Source organism: Aliiglaciecola lipolytica E3 (assembly GCF_000314975.1).
GTDB classification, from domain to species: Bacteria; Pseudomonadota; Gammaproteobacteria; order Enterobacterales; family Alteromonadaceae; genus Aliiglaciecola; species Aliiglaciecola lipolytica.
On the sequence record NZ_BAEN01000022.1, the window covers coordinates 91,241 to 106,501 of the forward strand.

The 15,261-nt window shown below is 40.6% G+C and carries 18 protein-coding genes; 8 read left to right on the forward strand and 10 right to left on the reverse strand.

The window, feature by feature from the left end; genetic code table 11:
* Window positions 1-17 precede the first annotated feature (17 nt).
* The 8 genes from GLIP_RS05000 to GLIP_RS05035 form a co-directional block, all read right to left on the reverse strand.
* Window positions 18-674, reverse strand: a complete 657-nt coding sequence (locus GLIP_RS05000) for an NADPH-dependent FMN reductase (protein WP_008843498.1) — start codon at window positions 672-674, stop codon at window positions 18-20.
* A 33-nt stretch (window positions 675-707) separates the two neighbouring features.
* On the reverse strand, window positions 708-1,148 hold the full coding sequence (locus GLIP_RS05005; protein WP_008843499.1) for an SRPBCC family protein: 441 nt from the start codon (window positions 1,146-1,148) through the stop codon (window positions 708-710).
* A gap of 114 nt (window positions 1,149-1,262) precedes the next feature.
* Entirely contained in the window at window positions 1,263-1,877 is a 615-nt protein-coding gene (locus GLIP_RS05010; protein ID WP_008843500.1) for a MarC family protein, read from the reverse strand.
* Between the two features lie 108 nt (window positions 1,878-1,985).
* Window positions 1,986-2,459, reverse strand: a complete 474-nt coding sequence (locus tag GLIP_RS05015) for a GrpB family protein (RefSeq protein ID WP_008843501.1) — start codon at window positions 2,457-2,459, stop codon at window positions 1,986-1,988.
* Window positions 2,460-2,493: 34 nt separating this feature from the next.
* A complete protein-coding gene (locus GLIP_RS05020) occupies window positions 2,494-3,105 on the reverse strand; it encodes a hypothetical protein (RefSeq protein ID WP_008843502.1) in 612 nt (203 codons plus the stop codon).
* A 370-nt stretch (window positions 3,106-3,475) separates the two neighbouring features.
* Window positions 3,476-3,913: an OsmC family protein gene (locus tag GLIP_RS05025; protein ID WP_008843503.1), complete on the reverse strand. Its 438-nt coding sequence runs from the start codon at window positions 3,911-3,913 to the stop codon at window positions 3,476-3,478.
* 140 nt (window positions 3,914-4,053) lie between these two features.
* Window positions 4,054-4,404 carry a DUF4870 family protein gene (locus GLIP_RS05030; protein ID WP_008843504.1) on the reverse strand — a complete coding sequence of 117 codons (351 nt, stop codon included), beginning with the start codon at window positions 4,402-4,404 and terminating at the stop codon, window positions 4,054-4,056.
* Between the two features lie 116 nt (window positions 4,405-4,520).
* Window positions 4,521-5,192: an SOS response-associated peptidase gene (locus tag GLIP_RS05035; protein ID WP_008843505.1), complete on the reverse strand. Its 672-nt coding sequence runs from the start codon at window positions 5,190-5,192 to the stop codon at window positions 4,521-4,523.
* A gap of 190 nt (window positions 5,193-5,382) precedes the next feature.
* On the opposite strand from GLIP_RS05035, the gene GLIP_RS05040 reads away from it, so the two are divergent.
* From GLIP_RS05040 to GLIP_RS05075, 8 genes are all read left to right on the forward strand, one after another.
* Window positions 5,383-6,048 carry a glutathione S-transferase family protein gene (locus GLIP_RS05040; protein ID WP_008843506.1) on the forward strand — a complete coding sequence of 222 codons (666 nt, stop codon included), beginning with the start codon at window positions 5,383-5,385 and terminating at the stop codon, window positions 6,046-6,048.
* A 47-nt stretch (window positions 6,049-6,095) separates the two neighbouring features.
* The gene (locus tag GLIP_RS05045; protein ID WP_008843507.1) at window positions 6,096-7,271 is read left to right on the forward strand and encodes a dipeptidase; all 1,176 of its coding nucleotides are present in this window, start codon (window positions 6,096-6,098) and stop codon (window positions 7,269-7,271) included.
* A gap of 103 nt (window positions 7,272-7,374) precedes the next feature.
* A complete protein-coding gene (locus GLIP_RS05050; RefSeq protein WP_008843508.1) occupies window positions 7,375-8,268 on the forward strand; it encodes an ABC transporter ATP-binding protein in 894 nt (297 codons plus the stop codon).
* Window positions 8,268-9,011 carry an ABC transporter permease gene (locus tag GLIP_RS05055; protein ID WP_161602037.1) on the forward strand — a complete coding sequence of 248 codons (744 nt, stop codon included), beginning with the start codon at window positions 8,268-8,270 and terminating at the stop codon, window positions 9,009-9,011. The genes GLIP_RS05050 and GLIP_RS05055 overlap by 1 nt, the downstream gene beginning before the upstream one ends.
* A 23-nt stretch (window positions 9,012-9,034) precedes the next feature.
* On the forward strand, window positions 9,035-10,876 hold the full coding sequence (locus tag GLIP_RS05060; protein ID WP_008843510.1) for an amidohydrolase family protein: 1,842 nt from the start codon (window positions 9,035-9,037) through the stop codon (window positions 10,874-10,876).
* A 78-nt stretch (window positions 10,877-10,954) separates the two neighbouring features.
* On the forward strand, window positions 10,955-12,073 hold the full coding sequence (locus GLIP_RS05065; protein WP_008843511.1) for a glycosyltransferase: 1,119 nt from the start codon (window positions 10,955-10,957) through the stop codon (window positions 12,071-12,073).
* Between the two features lie 35 nt (window positions 12,074-12,108).
* A complete protein-coding gene (locus tag GLIP_RS05070; RefSeq protein WP_161602038.1) occupies window positions 12,109-12,840 on the forward strand; it encodes a thioesterase II family protein in 732 nt (243 codons plus the stop codon).
* A gap of 25 nt (window positions 12,841-12,865) precedes the next feature.
* On the forward strand, window positions 12,866-13,561 hold the full coding sequence (locus GLIP_RS05075) for a 4'-phosphopantetheinyl transferase family protein (protein WP_008843513.1): 696 nt from the start codon (window positions 12,866-12,868) through the stop codon (window positions 13,559-13,561).
* Window positions 13,562-13,566: 5 nt separating this feature from the next.
* Here the strand turns inward: GLIP_RS05075 and GLIP_RS21310 are convergent, their stop codons facing one another.
* Together GLIP_RS21310 and GLIP_RS05085 are read right to left on the reverse strand one after the other, a co-directional pair.
* A complete protein-coding gene (locus GLIP_RS21310; RefSeq protein WP_008843514.1) occupies window positions 13,567-14,454 on the reverse strand; it encodes an alpha/beta fold hydrolase in 888 nt (295 codons plus the stop codon).
* Complete coding sequence (locus GLIP_RS05085) at window positions 14,451-15,260, reverse strand: serine aminopeptidase domain-containing protein (RefSeq protein WP_008843515.1); 810 nt, start codon at window positions 15,258-15,260, stop codon at window positions 14,451-14,453. Before GLIP_RS05085 ends, GLIP_RS21310 begins: the two co-directional genes overlap by 4 nt.
* Window position 15,261: the final 1 nt, after the last annotated feature.

The window sequence follows — 15,261 nt, forward strand, 5'->3', positions numbered from 1 at the left end:
ACTCGTACATTTTGAATTTATTGCGGGGCATTACGTTGGGCTGGGTGGTTATTGAACCCTTTCAATATAGAATGTGGGTCAACGACGGCTTTATGCTCTTTCGCCGCTTGTGCCCACCAAATTAGTTGATTAAACGAGCGGGAAAAATAATCGAGCCAAGCATTCTCTTCGGTTAACGCAACGCCTTGGTCTGAAAAAGCCTGTTGTGCTTTAGGAACGTGAATCATTGCCGAAACGGGAATACATCCCAGCTCAGAAAGAAACGTACGCATTCCTATCGCAGCGCGCATGCCGCCCCATTGGCCTGCAGAGTAGGTCACTATGGCGCTAGGTTTATAAGAAAATAGCGTGCTGCCAAAATGATTCAGCAGGTTGGCCAAAGCAGGACTCATAGAGTGATTGTATTCAGGGCTTATCATTATGTAGCCATCACTAGACTGAATTTTATCTGCCAATTGGCTTAAAATGGGTGGAGCTTTACTTTTTGCATAAGCAAAATGCGGCTTAAAAACCGCTTCCAATGGATAATCCAGCACATCCACTAGCTCAATTTCATGTTCATCAAAGCGATCTTGTAAAAAGTGTATGCAAGCTTTTGCAACTCTCTCACCCAAGCGAGCGGGTTTAGGTGGCGTGCTATCCCGTGCTGTACCTAAAAAAACTAACAACTTCATGTGCAACACTCCATTTATTTTTATAGATGTGATTTAAGAGTGGTCGATAGATATGTCGTTGGGAAATGGTTTACCTTGGCCACTTTCAAGAGCCTCTTTGAGGCTGAGCATGAATACGGTCCACTTAGTATTGCAGTGAGCCATAAAGTCAGTCGCTTGCTGCCAATTTGAATGTGAAAAATTAACAAATGTTTGTTGCCCATCAGAGCTAAGCTGGAAACTAATTTCAGTCCCCTTCCATGCTTCAGGAACATTACCAGAATGCTGCCAGACAACGGTATTATTGGCCACTAATTTCGCCACTTTAAAGTCTGGGCCTGAACCATTAAAACGAAATTTTATTACAGCTCCAACATCGCCAGCCCCTGACACATCATTAGTCCACCACTTCATCAAACCATCGTTAGTGGTTAACGCCTCATAAACTTGTTCTGACGGAGCCTGAATGCCTACTCTGTGATTGATTGCATACATAATTTTCCCCAACTAGACTATTGATGGCGCTCTGACCTTTGCTAAAAACTATCGCCAAATTTTAGTTTATGATGTTAGTCGAGCTTATTAAGAACCGCCAGAATAGTTTCGCTGTTAAGCCATTCCATTCACCCATTTGCCGACACCTAAAGCCTCCATGATAAATTCCACCGACAAAGCAGCTAATATCATCCCCATTATGCGAGTAAGAAGTGACGCACCACCGATACCAATCAACCTGATAATACCGCCAGAAAAAAGCATCAAAATAAGTGTTATCAATAGAACAACCAACATGGTAGCCGTGGTTATCATTTGTTCTTCGATAGAATATACATGATTATCAGTAATCAAAATGACAGCAAGAATGGCCCCAGGCGAAGCTGTGGCTGGAATGGCTAACGGAAATACCGAGATATCATGACGAGGTTCGCCAGTCTCATTAGTTGAAGAATTTGAAAAAATCATCTGCAATCCGAATAGAAAAAGGATCACGCCCCCGGCAACTTGAAATGACAATAGACTAATACCCATCGCTCCAAGTAAAAGTTGTCCCACCACGATTGCACCAATTAAAATAAGCGCTGCATAGATGATAGTTTTTAACGCCGTTTTTCGCCGCTGTTTTGCTGTCATGCTAGCCGTTAAGCCTGCGAAAAGAGCCATTGTGCCTATTGGATCAACGGTTGCCCATATAATTAGAAAGTTATTTAGTATGTTATCTATCATGTGCACCTTAATTTTTGATTAGCCTCACGTTGAGACTAGAAACTGCTGGTTAAAAATGGCGAAATACCAATGGAAAAAAATAGCTTAGTCAGATTGAATAATGGATAGTTACAGATTGTTTATGCGATTATAAAAAAATGCTTTGGCATTTTGGTAAGACGCTTTGTCCTTTGGATATCGTGTATGTAACTCCTGTTTTAAAGTGTTAAATTCGCTAATCAGGTCTGAATTATCTCGCATTAAGTTAACAAATTTTAGATGCTTTTCAATATTTTCATCACCTTGCTGAAAAATATGTAAATGTGCCTTTCGATACTGTTTAGTAAAATATGCCCTTCCTTGAATTCCATATTCTCCCTTATATATATAACCCAAATTACCGAAGTTTAGTGACAAGATTTGTACTTTAGATAATTCTTTTACCACCCCCAATAGATCAATACAGTCCTTTGCCCATAATCCTTTGACTGCGGTTGAACCTACATGAAATATTTCGATTTCACCTAAAAAGTTCAATTCTAAAGCGTTTTTTTCTATTTCAAAATCTACCTGCCATTGGCTGTTGGGCGGAAATAAATACATTATTTAAACTTCGGACAAAGAGTTGAAAGCTTCGCTATAACTCACTCTTTCCCAACACAAAAGAAGCGGGTACTTTGCTCACCATGTACTTGTTTTGTGAATCTATATTTTGATATTCAAATGACACACTCGTTATATTGATTATGTGGTAAGCATCGTAATTATACGGATCGCTCGGGTCAGATGGGTGAAACTCACCTTGATGAGTTGCACCTTGGTATATTGAAAAATAGATGTTACCTGCAACACCCCAAATGCCCTTTTCAGAAAACTGTTGTTTGGTTTTGTTGGCTTTGGTCACCAAGAAGTCAATGGTATAAGTACCATTTTCTGCGCGGTCAATAATCCATTGTTTACGACCACCTTCTTTAGTGGGCGTATCACCATACCATCTGCCTAACATCATGATTCTTTGCTCGACCTTAGTTTCAGATATTTCAGGCTTTAATTCAGTTACTTCAACAATTTGCTCGTCTTTGGATTCAATTAGTTCGGGTTTTGATTCTGTTACTGTTTCAATTTGCTTGTCTTTGGATTCAGTTAGTTCAGGTTTTGCTTCTGTTACTGAAGCGCTTTCCTCTACTTTATCAGTGGCTACGCACCCTACCAACGTCAATAAACAAAAACCTAATACAAGACTTCTCATATATTTCCTTTTACTTTGAAACACCCCAATCTGCTTGAGAATAAAGGGGCTATGTAGTGAATTATTATGTTTCCTTTTGCCACAGTAAGTTGCAACAAAAACAATACCTGTAGAAAGGAATAAACTAAAAAACTGATAACACTAAGGTTATGAGTAATATTACAAAATCGGATAATTTAGGATTATATAGTAGATTTACAATGAAGGTGTCATATGTTGTAAAGATTATTGGTAAAAGACAACCTATTATTTAGTCAATAAAAGTGTATCGGCCTTACACATTTAAAAACTAACGATAGGAAAACCCCAAAAAATTTGTAGGCAAATAACTGTCTTCCAAAGTGTCGATACAAAGCCCTTTCAAGGTGACTTATTCGCCTATGACTATTTCACAATCGATACTAGTTTTACAGGCTATTGAATTGCGGATTAAACATTTTTCATCTGCTTTAAATAACAGCCTCTCCGCATTTTGAATACTTTCAGAAGCAGGTATATGCAAACGTATATTTGACTTCACTGACGTAAATTGAATCTTACCATCTAATTTGTCTAACTCGCCTTGAGATTCGCATTCAATCGAAAGCCACTCTAGTTTAGAAGCTCTGGCAATAGCTCGAAAAGACAAAACAAAACAATTGGCGATAGACGCCATAAATAAGTCTTCTGGAGACCATTTATCCCCCGGCCCACCAAATTGAATAGGCGGTGCAATTTCGATATCCGCTAAATTTTCACATTTTGAATTTAGATTTCCTGAAATATTACCTTCTGCGGTTACTTTGTACATATGGGGAAAGTCTTGCATTTATCTCGCCTCCGAAAATGCGATTAATTACTGATTTACAATATATGCCGGTTTCTTACCCTTGGCTAATTTTTAGCGATTGGCTATTGAGTGGATATTCGCAATAGCCAACCGTTACTCTTTCCTTAAAAATTTAAGGGTTAGAAAAACCAACTGGTTGGGTTCTCAATCGCTCTATTTGCATCTAACGCTTTAATACCTTGAGCGCAGCGAATGATTAGCCAAATTATCCAAAATAAAATAACTAGCCAACCAATAAGGATCAAAGACAATATCGAACCAATAACGATATAAAGCGCACCTATCCAAAACGTTCTAATTTGAAAGCGATAATGTGTTTGCAACCAATCGGGTGCGTCATTTTTATTGATATAGGCGATGATCACGCCAATAATTCCAGTGATACCAAACACTAACCCAACCAAATAAAGTATATAAACGATTTTGGCTGTGCCTTGCGTGTTTTGACTTGGCTCGATAACTTCATTCATCTTTTTTCTCCATTATTGTGACGAATTTAAAATTCTAAAAATAAACGCAAATTAAATCTCTGTTTTACTTTTAGCATAAGTTGTAACTCACTGTACAGACTAAAAAATTTCAACTATTAAAATCCAAAACCCTGTTGAATTTGACTCTCAGGTTCAGTTTCTTGAATAAGCTCAGGCCCTTGATTAGTCACTTTGTTTACCTTGCTGGATACAGGATAATATTTGTAATCATCAGCATAGGGCAACCAAGCAATATCTTCGCTTTGGCTTACATCAGCATCAAACCATTGTTTAGCTAATTGCCGGTCAAACATCAAAGGCATAGCATGATGTAATGGTTGCAACTCACCTTCTGATGGACGCGTAATAATAGTGAAAGAACCCGGGGCATCCTGTCGCGGAGATTCATACAAACCACCAAATAATATTGGATTGCCGTCTTTACGACAGACAAAATAGGCTTGCTTATGGCCGTTCTCTTGTCGCCATTCATAATAACCAAGAGCCGGTACTATGCAGCGTTGACCACTTTTCCAAGCCTGTCGGAAGGACGGTTTTTCAGCGAGCGTTTTGAGTCGTGCATTAAACGTCGAAAATTCTGTATTAGCGGTTTTCACCCAGCTTGGTAACAATCCCCATCGAAAGACTTCACATCCGTCAGGCGTAACGATAGGTGCCATCTGTGTTGGCGCAACGTTAAACCCAAGCTCAGCTTGAGCTGGCCAGTCAGCGAGTATATCTGCCCAACCGTGCATTGCCCCCACGTGATTTGCGTATCTGCCACACATTATTGTTACTCGTTAAACGATTTGTGCTTATTTAAAACATTAGTATGGCAAATGGTTGCGATGATGAAAAGTTGCCATCTCATATGTATCACTATTGAATCGTTTATTAATATCAATAAATATTGATATGTTGCGTTGAAGCCAACAAGCAGCCAAATTAGGATTTCTATTTTCAGGCTGGGAGAAAGTTATGCTTAAATTATATGGTTTTTCGGTTAGCAATTATTTCAACATGGTTAAAATGGCAATTGCACTGAAACAAATTGACTGTGAAGATGTCATCACTTATCCAAATCAAACCCCCGAATATCTGGCAATTTCACCAACCGGTAAAGTTCCCGCGTTGCAAACTGATGATGGCGTTTTAATTGAAACCAACGTTATATTAGAATATTTAGATGAAAATTATTCTGGCATAACTTTATATCCTGCCGATGCCTATCAAAAAGCACGTGTCAAAGAGCTGGTTAAGATGATTGAACTGTACGTGGAACTTCCTGCAAGGCGATGTCATGCCGAAGCTTTTTGGGGCATTCGTGGCGAAGACATTACCAAAAAAGAAGTAAAACGAGCGTTATTAAATGGTATGCAGGCAATTTCGCGTGCGGCATCTTTTTCACCATATATTGCGGGAGAAAACCTCACTGCGGCGGATATTTTCTTTCTCTATTCAGCTGACCTCGCCGCAAAAGTTGCCACAAAGCTATTTGATATAGACTTATTAGCCGAAGCGCCTGGTGCAAAAGAGCTGCTTGCTAAATTAAATGACATGCCGGAAGCAAAAGCCATAGCCGAAGCGCGCAAAGAAGCGACACCTGCATTTAATGCCTATTTACAAAAAGCATTTCAAAAATAGGCTAGACTGACTATTTATTAGTTGAATCAATAATTAGGAAAATTTCCATGAAAAAATCTAACATTGCCGTAGTTGTAATGGCGACAATTTTTTTGGGTTATGTAGGCGTTCGAACTATTGTCCCTGGCATGTTAGAAAAGAAAATGAATCAAGTTGTAAATGCAGAGCCGGTAACAATCGATGAGGAAACGATTCGATTTCATAATTCGCTAATCGTCGGCGATTGGCATGCCGACACCTTATTGTGGAATAGAGATATTTCAGATCAAAGCGACGTAGGTCACGTAGACATTCCGCGCTTGCAACAAGGCAATGTCGCATTACAGATGTTTACCACCGTAACCAAGTCTCCGGCTGGATTAAATTATGAGAAAAATGCGACAGATGCGGCCGACAACATTACGCGATTATCATTAGCGCAAGGTTGGCCTATTGCCACTTGGACAAGTTTGACAGCTCGGGCAATTCATCAAGCCGAAAAGTTGTTGCAGCAAGCTAACGATCATCCTAACGAGCTTATGCTGGTTACATCTCAAGCAACTCTATCTTCTTTTTTGAAAAAACGTGAAAGCAACCCAACTCTAGTGGCTGGACTACTGGGCACTGAAGGTTCTCACGCGTTAGATGGTGAGCTAGAAAATATACAGGTGCTGTACGACAAAGGCTTTAGAATGATGAGTTTGCAACACTTTTTCGACAATAAACTGGGCGGTTCACTACACGGAACCAGTCAATCTGGTTTAACGTCTTTTGGCAGTAAAGCAGTGGAAAAAATGCAAGCGCTCGGGATTATTGTCGATATTTCTCACTCTTCCGAGCAAACGGTTAGAGATGTATTAGCGATGAGCAAAGCCCCGTTAGTAGTTAGTCATACAGGGTTGAAGGGGCATTGTGATTCAAAACGTAATATTTCTGATAGCCTGATGCAGCAAATTGCTGCCGCTGAAGGGCTTATCGCGGTTGGTTATTGGGATGGCGCAATTTGTAGCACACGTCCCAGTGATATTGCCGATGCGATTATTTACGGCATTAATTTAGTTGGCGAAAATCATATAGCTTTAGGCTCAGATTTTGATGGTGCAGTAGCAACTGAATTTGACACCAGTCAGCTCGCAATTATCACGCAAATATTACTGCAAAAAAACGTATCTAAACAGACGGTTGCAAAAGTAATGGGTGGCAATATGCTTACTTTTTTACAAAACAATTTACCTGCCCAGTGACAATATTTTTGTAAAGACAAACTGAATAATGTGACTTTAGTCACTTGTTAAGTTAATCAAAACAGATAGCATTTAGTGACTGATTATTAAGCAGGATGTTTAAATGCAGCAGTCACCATCAATATTATATGCAAGTAACCTTAAAAAATCTTACGGAACAGTAGAAGCCATAAAAGGCATCAATTTGAATATTCAAGGTTCCGGCGTATACGCTATTTTAGGTCAAAATGGCGCAGGGAAAACCTCGCTCATAAAATGTGCATTAGGATTAGAAAAGATCACTTCTGGTACCTTGCAAGTTATCGGAAGCGCGCCAGGTACACTTCAAGCAAAACGTCAAATTGGGGTGATATTGCAAGACTCTGATTTACCTGATTTATTGACGGTTAAAGAGCAAATCACCTTATTTGCAAGCTATTACCCCACACCTTTTAGCGTCGAAAAAACCATCGAAATGTGCGCACTGGAAGACTTTGCTGATAAACGCTACAAAAAATTATCAGGCGGACAAAAACGTCGTGCTCAGTTCGCGTTAGCGATTGTTGGCAATCCCCAACTTATCTTTTTAGATGAGCCCACAACTGGTTTGGATATCGAAGCTAGACGAAATCTGTGGGCGGTAATACGCGATTTTGCCAAACAAGGAAAAACAATTGTATTGACGACGCATTATTTGGAAGAGGCCGAGAATTTGGCCGACCGAATCATGATTATGAATTCTGGAATAATTGTAGCAGATGCTTCCCCCAGTGAAATTCAAAAACAAAGTAAAGGCTCGGTCATTCGTTGTGAAACAAGCACTTCTTATGAGGTACTACAAAAACTGACCGGAGTCTCCTCGGTATCAATTTCCGGCAGATTTAGTGAAATTCACAGTACAGACGTAAACCAGTCTCTAAGTGAAATGTTAAGTCTCGATCCTAATCTAAAGGATTTAACCGTCAACCAACCCAAATTAGAAGACGTATTTGGTCGTCTAAGCCAAGGAGTTAAATGATGAGCAGAATACTTCACTCATTTGTTTTGGAAACAGGCGCCGAACTTCTCAAAGCATTACGGGCACCAGAGTTTATTTTTCCTACACTTGGTATGCCGGTGGCATTTTATTCACTGTTCGCCATTATGATACCCGGTAGTAGTAACAATCCAGATTATCTGCTGGCGACATATGGCGTGTTTGCAGTTATGGGCCCTGCTATTTTTGGGTTTGGTATCAGTGTCGCTAACGAACGCGACAAAGGCTGGTTAGATCTCAAATTAGCAGCACCAAGTTTAGGTTTTAGTTACATAGCCGCAAAAGTATGTAGCACACTACTTTTTTCCAGCTTGTCGCTGGTGATCATTTATTTGGTTGCCGGTTTTGCTGCTGGAGTCGTGCTGCCACAGCCAACATGGGCACTATTATTAACAACCCATATTTTAGCAACCTTCCCTTTCATATTAATTGGCTTGATCATTGGCTTTATATTTAACGCCAATGCCGCAATTGCAATTTCTAATGTGATATTTCTGGCGTTCGCCGCGCTTGGCGGCTTATGGATACCGATCATGCTGTTTCCACAAAGCATGCAAAGTTTTGCACACTTTTTACCGACTTTTCACCTTAGTGAAATTGCGCTATATGTGTTGGGTGCACCTGGTGAAAGAGACCTAAATTACCACATTTTAATTATCGCGATTATGAGCCTCGTATTATTGGCAGCCACTGCGTTTGCTTGGTCAAAACAGCGTAACCATTAAAATAAAGAATAAGGACAATATTTATGATTAAGTACATTTTTGCTGTCGTCAGCGCAGTGGTATTAGGGTTACTAATTACATTAGTATTTATTCTGCCAACTGATAGCAAATCAGCCGGCGAACGCTCGGTAAACGCCGAGCATGCACAAGGCACAGATGACAAAAATCAAAATTCTGTGTTATTTAAAAATCTACGCATTTTTGATGGAAGCCATTTAATTGAGCGTACCAGTATCTTAGTGAAAGACGGCATCATCGTGGACATCGGCGATTTATCTGCACAGCCCAATACACGTATAATTCAAGGTGAAAACTTAACTCTGATGCCCGGTATTATAGACGCCCACACACATTCTTTTGGAGAAGCTTTAAAAGACGCTTTACGCTTAGGTGTTACTACTCACTTAGATATGTTCACGGCTGAAAATAGTTTATTGGACAGTCAACAAAAACGTCAATCGCTCACCTACAGCGATCAGGCAGATTTATACAGTTCAGGCACGCTTGCAACTGTTGATGGAGGACATGGTACCCAATATGGCTTTGCAATAGATACCATAGGTAGCATCGATGAAATTACAGATTGGATTGCCAAACGTAAAAAGTCTGGAGCGGATTATATTAAATTGGTTTACATGCCAAATCAGCAATATATGCCAAGCTTAGATAAAGCAACCGCGTTGGAAGTTATCAAACAGGGTCATAAGCAAGGTCTTAAAGTGTTGGCTCATATTTCGACCTTAGCAGCAGCGAAAGACTTGATTGAAGCAGATATTGACGGATTAGTGCATATTTTTGCTGATCAATTGGTCACCGATGAAGTTGTTGCGCTAGCAGTAGAAAAAGACATTTTTATTATTCCAACACTAGCGGTAATTGCTTCGGTAAATCAACAGAATCGCAATAGTCAACTGCTTGCGGATGAACGTATTTCTTCGAAGCTTTCTGGACAACAAAAACAAACGTTACAAGCAAGTTTTAATTATGCTGCTGGAGGATTTGACTTTGCTGTGGCCAAACAGAACGTACTCCGTTTTCATCAAGCAGGTGTTGCTATACTAGCAGGATCAGATGCGCCAAATGCGGGAACTGCATATGGAGTGAGTGCTTACCATGAAGTGACTCTATTGGCAGAATCTGGCTTATCACCTAAAGAAGCATTAAGCGCTGCAACGAGTTTAACTGCGAATAAATTTGGATTACTCGATAGAGGCTCAATTGAAGTTGGAAAACGCGCCGATATGGTAGTGATAAGTGGTGACCCCACAGTCGACATAGACAATATTTTCAATATTGAATACGTCTTCAAAAACGGCTTTCAGATCCGTCAACAGTTACCCGAAAGCGTGGATGGTTCGGATATCGAATCAACCTTATTAGGTGATTTCGAAGGGCCCGATAATTTGCTATCAACCAATGGATTTAATTGGAGTCACACAGATGACCGAGTCGCTAAAGGCAATTCAATCGCCACAGTGGAGACTCAACACGCAATCGGCAACGAGGGTAGTACAGGTTTAAAAGTGGTAGCCGTTGTAAATGCCGGTTTTCCTTACCCTTGGTCTGGCGCCGCAGTAGGTGACTTCGAACCACCGATTGAAGGTGTTGATATATCTGAGTTGTCGAGCCTTGTTTTTGATGTAAAAGGCACATCTGGTAGCTATCGTGTAATGGCGTTTTCAGCTAAATCTTCTGGTATACCTCCCAGTCAAAACTTTGAAATTCTCGACCAATGGCAAACCGTTAAGATGCCTTTATCTGAATTTAAAGGATTAGATCATACACAATTATCCGGATTTGCATTTGTTGCTGGCTCGACATTAGGTGAATTCGAATTTATTCTGGATAACGTCCGTTTGGAGTAAATTTTATCTTTGATAACAAACGGATAGTGGTAGACTGAACAGATATTAAGCACATTCAGTTTTTTGGCAAGGAGCAATATGCGGATCGTTATTACTACTACGTTAAACAATAACTTGTTTCACGCAAAGTTAACCCCGTTGATGCAAAGCTGCCCCGATATTGAGCTGGTCGTGGTAAGTGACCGCGCGGGTAACAACTACGAGCGCGTAACCTGGGTTTATCCTAAGGGTAAAATCACTATTTTTGGTCGATTATTTTCGCGCTTTTTATTGTTACTCAAAGAAGCTTTTCACAAAGACACAAAATTAATCATGGCATACAGTCTAGTGCCACATGGTTTATTTGCAGTGATTGCCGCAAAACTCAGACGCGTCCCGGTATTTTTGCACTTTATCGCCGGCCCAGCTGAATTGCATTTTGCGCACGATTTAAGAGTGACCGACAACCGCATAATTGAGAACACACGATGGCCAAAAATGTGGGAAAAAATCGCACATTTTTTTACTCTTCGCGCCGATCGGGTTTTTGTTCCCGGTTCGGTTACTCAGCAATCACTTTTAAACGATGGCGTTAAGCAAGAACGTATTTCTATACTGCACAGCACAGCAGATTTAGATAAATATCGTTTACCTCGCGAAGATGAGATACGAGATATCGATGTCATTGTTTGCGCACAATTGCGTGAGCGTAAACGTCCGCTATTCACCTTGGATGTATTAGCAAAGCTGATAAAGAAACACCCAAACTTAAAAGCCTGCTGGCTCGGTGATGGGGTAATGCATGATGAGTTTGAACGTGGCATAGAAGAACGAGGTTTAAGAAACAATTTACAGTGGCTTGAAACCGACAATGTTGCGGATTTTTTTAAGCGGTCTAAGCTGTTCTTGTTGTGTTCAGTCAATGAGGGACTTTCATTAGCCAGCCTAGAATCCATGGCCTGTGGTGTTGTGCCAATTGTTGCGCGATGTGGTGACATGGAATTTGCGATTCAAACCGGACACAACGGTGTCATACTAGAACAAGACGCGCAAATCGACGATTATGTGCTAGCAGTACAGCGCTTATTGGAAGACGAACAAGCCCGCATTAAATTGAGTGAAACCGCTCGCAACGAGATTGTATCTCAACACAGTTTTGCCTCTGCTGAGCAAAAATGGCGCGACATCTTAGCTCAAATCAGTCCGATAAAAACATAGTCATAACGGCAAACAAGACTCAAATGATTCAAGATATGCAGCAAAACAAATGGCTAAAATTCAGCAAAACAAACCATCATAATCCGATAAAATTATTTTGTTTCCCTTTTGCCGGCGCAGGAGCCGCCACTTTCACAAGCTGGCAAAATGATGTAGCGCCACACATTCAAGTGATTGCAGTGCAACTGCCTGGCAGAGAAAATCGTTTTAGTGAACCACCAATGGGTAAAATGTCAGAGTTGTTAGATGTACTCTCACAGCACATTTCCCCTTACTCTGCACAACCTTGGGCTGTATTTGGGCACAGCATGGGGGCCACAATCGGCTATGCTTTAATTTCCCGTTTAATTGAAACAGGCTGTAATCCCCCGCAACATTTCTTTACTTCTGCAAAATCACCACCTCACTGTCTACCAAGCTATGCGCCATTAAGCCACCTATCAGACAATGAGTTTTTGGATACGTTAGCTACACGCTATGGCGCTGATACGTCTACTTCCCAGCGTGAACTATTGGAATTAATGTTACCAACATTACGTGCTGATTTTGGATTAATTGAATCCCAGTACAATCACTCAACAATCCCTTTAAATACTGACATCACGGCGTTATACGGAACGCAAGATCATGCAGTCAGTGAACAACAAATGATGCAGTGGTCTAGATACACCAATCAATCATTCGATATAGTAGAAATCAATGGCCCGCATTTCTATTTGCAAAGTGCTAAGCAACAAATAATGTCCATAATTAATCATCGGCTTTGAATATTGAATAAAATGGCTAGAAGTAATGACTCAAGGAAATATGATTAAAAGCGACTTTATTGATGTTTGGTTGGTAAATCTGAACAACACAAGTTCACTATTGCCATACCAGCATTTGCTAAGTCATGTTGAAACGACAAGAGCAAAGCGGTTTAGGTTTAATGCAGATAAACAACGTTTTATTTGCCGCCGAGTTGCGTTGAAACTTATTTTGAGTAAGTACACTACACAAGATGCTAATCGATTAATCATTGACGAAGCAGATCAACAAAAACCGAAATTAATGGATGCACACGTCCATTTTAATACCTCACATTCACAGGATGTGGGGCTTGTAGCCGTGAGTAATCAGCCGCTGGGAGTCGATATTGAATACCATAAGGACACTCTGGAAGAGTTGAACCTGTTAGCCAAAAACGTGCTGGCAGAGACCGAGCTAAAACATTTTTTGGAGTCAGAAGAGACTGTAAGCAAACGCGCTTTTTATCAATTTTGGACGCTCAAAGAAGCTTATTTAAAAGCAATCGGATTAGGACTGTCGGTTGATCCTAAGCAAATCGTGTTTGATTTACAGGCGTTAAAAATCACTTCCCAGCCAGAATCTAAACCTCAACTCGATTGGCAACTCCATCAACCTGAATTGTTACATGAGTTCTCCATGGCCGTTGTCAGTTTAAGTAAACTTAACAAACTCAACATACTTGAATTTACCTGGCCATAGACGTTCTATTTTTGAGTTTCGGCCACCTCTGCCGCCCATTCACAGAAATACGCCATAAATTGATTCTGATGGGCCACATTTGTAAACAAATGATCGGCACCATCAACGACTTTAAAATCTATCAGTGGATTTTTCTGATAGGTTTTAAGCTTCTCACCAAGCAATACATTTAAAAATTGCTGACTAATATCCAATCCAGAAACCAGTAACAGCACATTGCAATTCCTTTCAAGCAAAACGTCCATCTCATCGGTAAAACTGGCGTTTTGTAACGGCGAATGGGATGGCTCCATAGATTCAACTGTTCTCTCACTCGTTGACTTTTTAGCAGCTAGCCCTAGTGTTGAAAATAAGCGTTGATAATCAACTTTTCCAGTTAACAAATTCTTCCAAGCACCGAGTCTAAATAGTGAATCAGTCCAATATCGTTTCGACCATGCTTGACTGGCAAGCTCATTATTAGATGTGTCATCTTGATAGTTAATAAGAGCAGTAGCAATAACCCGCTGATCTTTTATGGCTGTCTTGAATGAGCAGTAAGCACCAGAACAAATACCAGCTAATATAAACTGATGGTATCCACGCTTTTGTAAGTAATCCATCACTTCAATCGGCTCTTGAGTTGCAATTTGGTAAATGGACAAATTGTCTTGTCGTGCTGCACTATCACCGATTCCAGACAAATCAAATCTAACTGCTGAAAGACCATGATCAGACAAGGCTCTTGCTAGTCTAGTATATACTCTGCCTGGACCTGCGTGATGTATCAGACCAGAATTTAATAGTAGTACGGCCACCTTACTTCCAGCGTTATTCTGGCGTCGTTGTTTAGCCGGGGTAAAAATACCTACACAACTGTTAGTTGGTCCCATTGAAAGCGTTTGTTCATTCATCTTTCACTTCCTATTAACCAACTTTGAATGCTCGACAACAAAGAAATTGGTACGCGAGCCTGCATCGCTTCTTGTCGCCAAATCTCAATACCTTGGCTTGAGATATAGGTCACTTCATCTCCCAATAATTGCTGCCAATATTGTAGGTCTTCGACGGCCACGCATTTTTTGTCACAAGGGACAGCTATCAGTTGCTGTGGTGACGTCGATAATTCCTGTACATCTTTCATCAACTCAGGTGAGATACTAAAGCCCAAGACTTCGCTTAAGTGTTCTTTTGTCGCAGTATACCCCAGTGCTTTTTCATGAGCTTTTTGATCCTGTGTCCATTCATCAAGTAGCTCTTTGCCATCCAAACAAGGTTCCCACATGCAAATCCCGTCGACATCGTCTCGTTGCATCGCTACCTTTTGTGCCAGTGTTGCACCTAACCTAAGCCCCATGATAGAAACCTGATTGACACCAGTTCGCTGTTTAATAAAATCGATGGCTTGATGGATATCCTGCTGCCAACTTGCAAAGCTATGTTGATGATACTCACCGGCAGAATCACCCGTCCCACGATAATCAAAACGCAGTACATCTATGCCTACCTTAGTCAACATGCTGGCAAATTGCTTAAGTGCACGATGGCAACGCTCGTATTCATGCCCCAACGGCGGACAAATCACCATTACCTGCTGGGTTTCTGTACTTTTTTCTGCAACATGATGACAAGCATAAATAGCGTTATCGTTGAGGCCGATAAAAAGAGGCTGAATGTTCTCTACATAGCGCTGTAGGTTATTGTTCTCTTGGGAAATCACA

What these genes read in the sequence shown, in the direction of transcription:
- GLIP_RS05000 (WP_008843498.1), bottom strand. Translation starts at nt 674, where the DNA reads ATGAAGTTGTTAGTTTTTTTAGGTACAGCACGGGATAGCACGCCACCT.
- GLIP_RS05005 (WP_008843499.1), bottom strand. Translation starts at nt 1,148, where the DNA reads ATGTATGCAATCAATCACAGAGTAGGCATTCAGGCTCCGTCAGAACAA.
- GLIP_RS05010 (WP_008843500.1), bottom strand. Translation starts at nt 1,877, where the DNA reads ATGATAGATAACATACTAAATAACTTTCTAATTATATGGGCAACCGTT.
- GLIP_RS05015 (WP_008843501.1), bottom strand. Translation starts at nt 2,459, where the DNA reads ATGTATTTATTTCCGCCCAACAGCCAATGGCAGGTAGATTTTGAAATA.
- GLIP_RS05020 (WP_008843502.1), bottom strand. Translation starts at nt 3,105, where the DNA reads ATGAGAAGTCTTGTATTAGGTTTTTGTTTATTGACGTTGGTAGGGTGC.
- GLIP_RS05025 (WP_008843503.1), bottom strand. Translation starts at nt 3,913, where the DNA reads ATGCAAGACTTTCCCCATATGTACAAAGTAACCGCAGAAGGTAATATT.
- GLIP_RS05030 (WP_008843504.1), bottom strand. Translation starts at nt 4,404, where the DNA reads ATGAATGAAGTTATCGAGCCAAGTCAAAACACGCAAGGCACAGCCAAA.
- GLIP_RS05035 (WP_008843505.1), bottom strand. Translation starts at nt 5,192, where the DNA reads ATGTGTGGCAGATACGCAAATCACGTGGGGGCAATGCACGGTTGGGCA.
- GLIP_RS05040 (WP_008843506.1), top strand. Translation starts at nt 5,383, where the DNA reads ATGCTTAAATTATATGGTTTTTCGGTTAGCAATTATTTCAACATGGTT.
- GLIP_RS05045 (WP_008843507.1), top strand. Translation starts at nt 6,096, where the DNA reads ATGAAAAAATCTAACATTGCCGTAGTTGTAATGGCGACAATTTTTTTG.
- GLIP_RS05050 (WP_008843508.1), top strand. Translation starts at nt 7,375, where the DNA reads ATGCAGCAGTCACCATCAATATTATATGCAAGTAACCTTAAAAAATCT.
- GLIP_RS05055 (WP_161602037.1), top strand. Translation starts at nt 8,268, where the DNA reads ATGAGCAGAATACTTCACTCATTTGTTTTGGAAACAGGCGCCGAACTT.
- GLIP_RS05060 (WP_008843510.1), top strand. Translation starts at nt 9,035, where the DNA reads ATGATTAAGTACATTTTTGCTGTCGTCAGCGCAGTGGTATTAGGGTTA.
- GLIP_RS05065 (WP_008843511.1), top strand. Translation starts at nt 10,955, where the DNA reads ATGCGGATCGTTATTACTACTACGTTAAACAATAACTTGTTTCACGCA.
- GLIP_RS05070 (WP_161602038.1), top strand. Translation starts at nt 12,109, where the DNA reads ATGCAGCAAAACAAATGGCTAAAATTCAGCAAAACAAACCATCATAAT.
- GLIP_RS05075 (WP_008843513.1), top strand. Translation starts at nt 12,866, where the DNA reads ATGACTCAAGGAAATATGATTAAAAGCGACTTTATTGATGTTTGGTTG.
- GLIP_RS21310 (WP_008843514.1), bottom strand. Translation starts at nt 14,454, where the DNA reads ATGAATGAACAAACGCTTTCAATGGGACCAACTAACAGTTGTGTAGGT.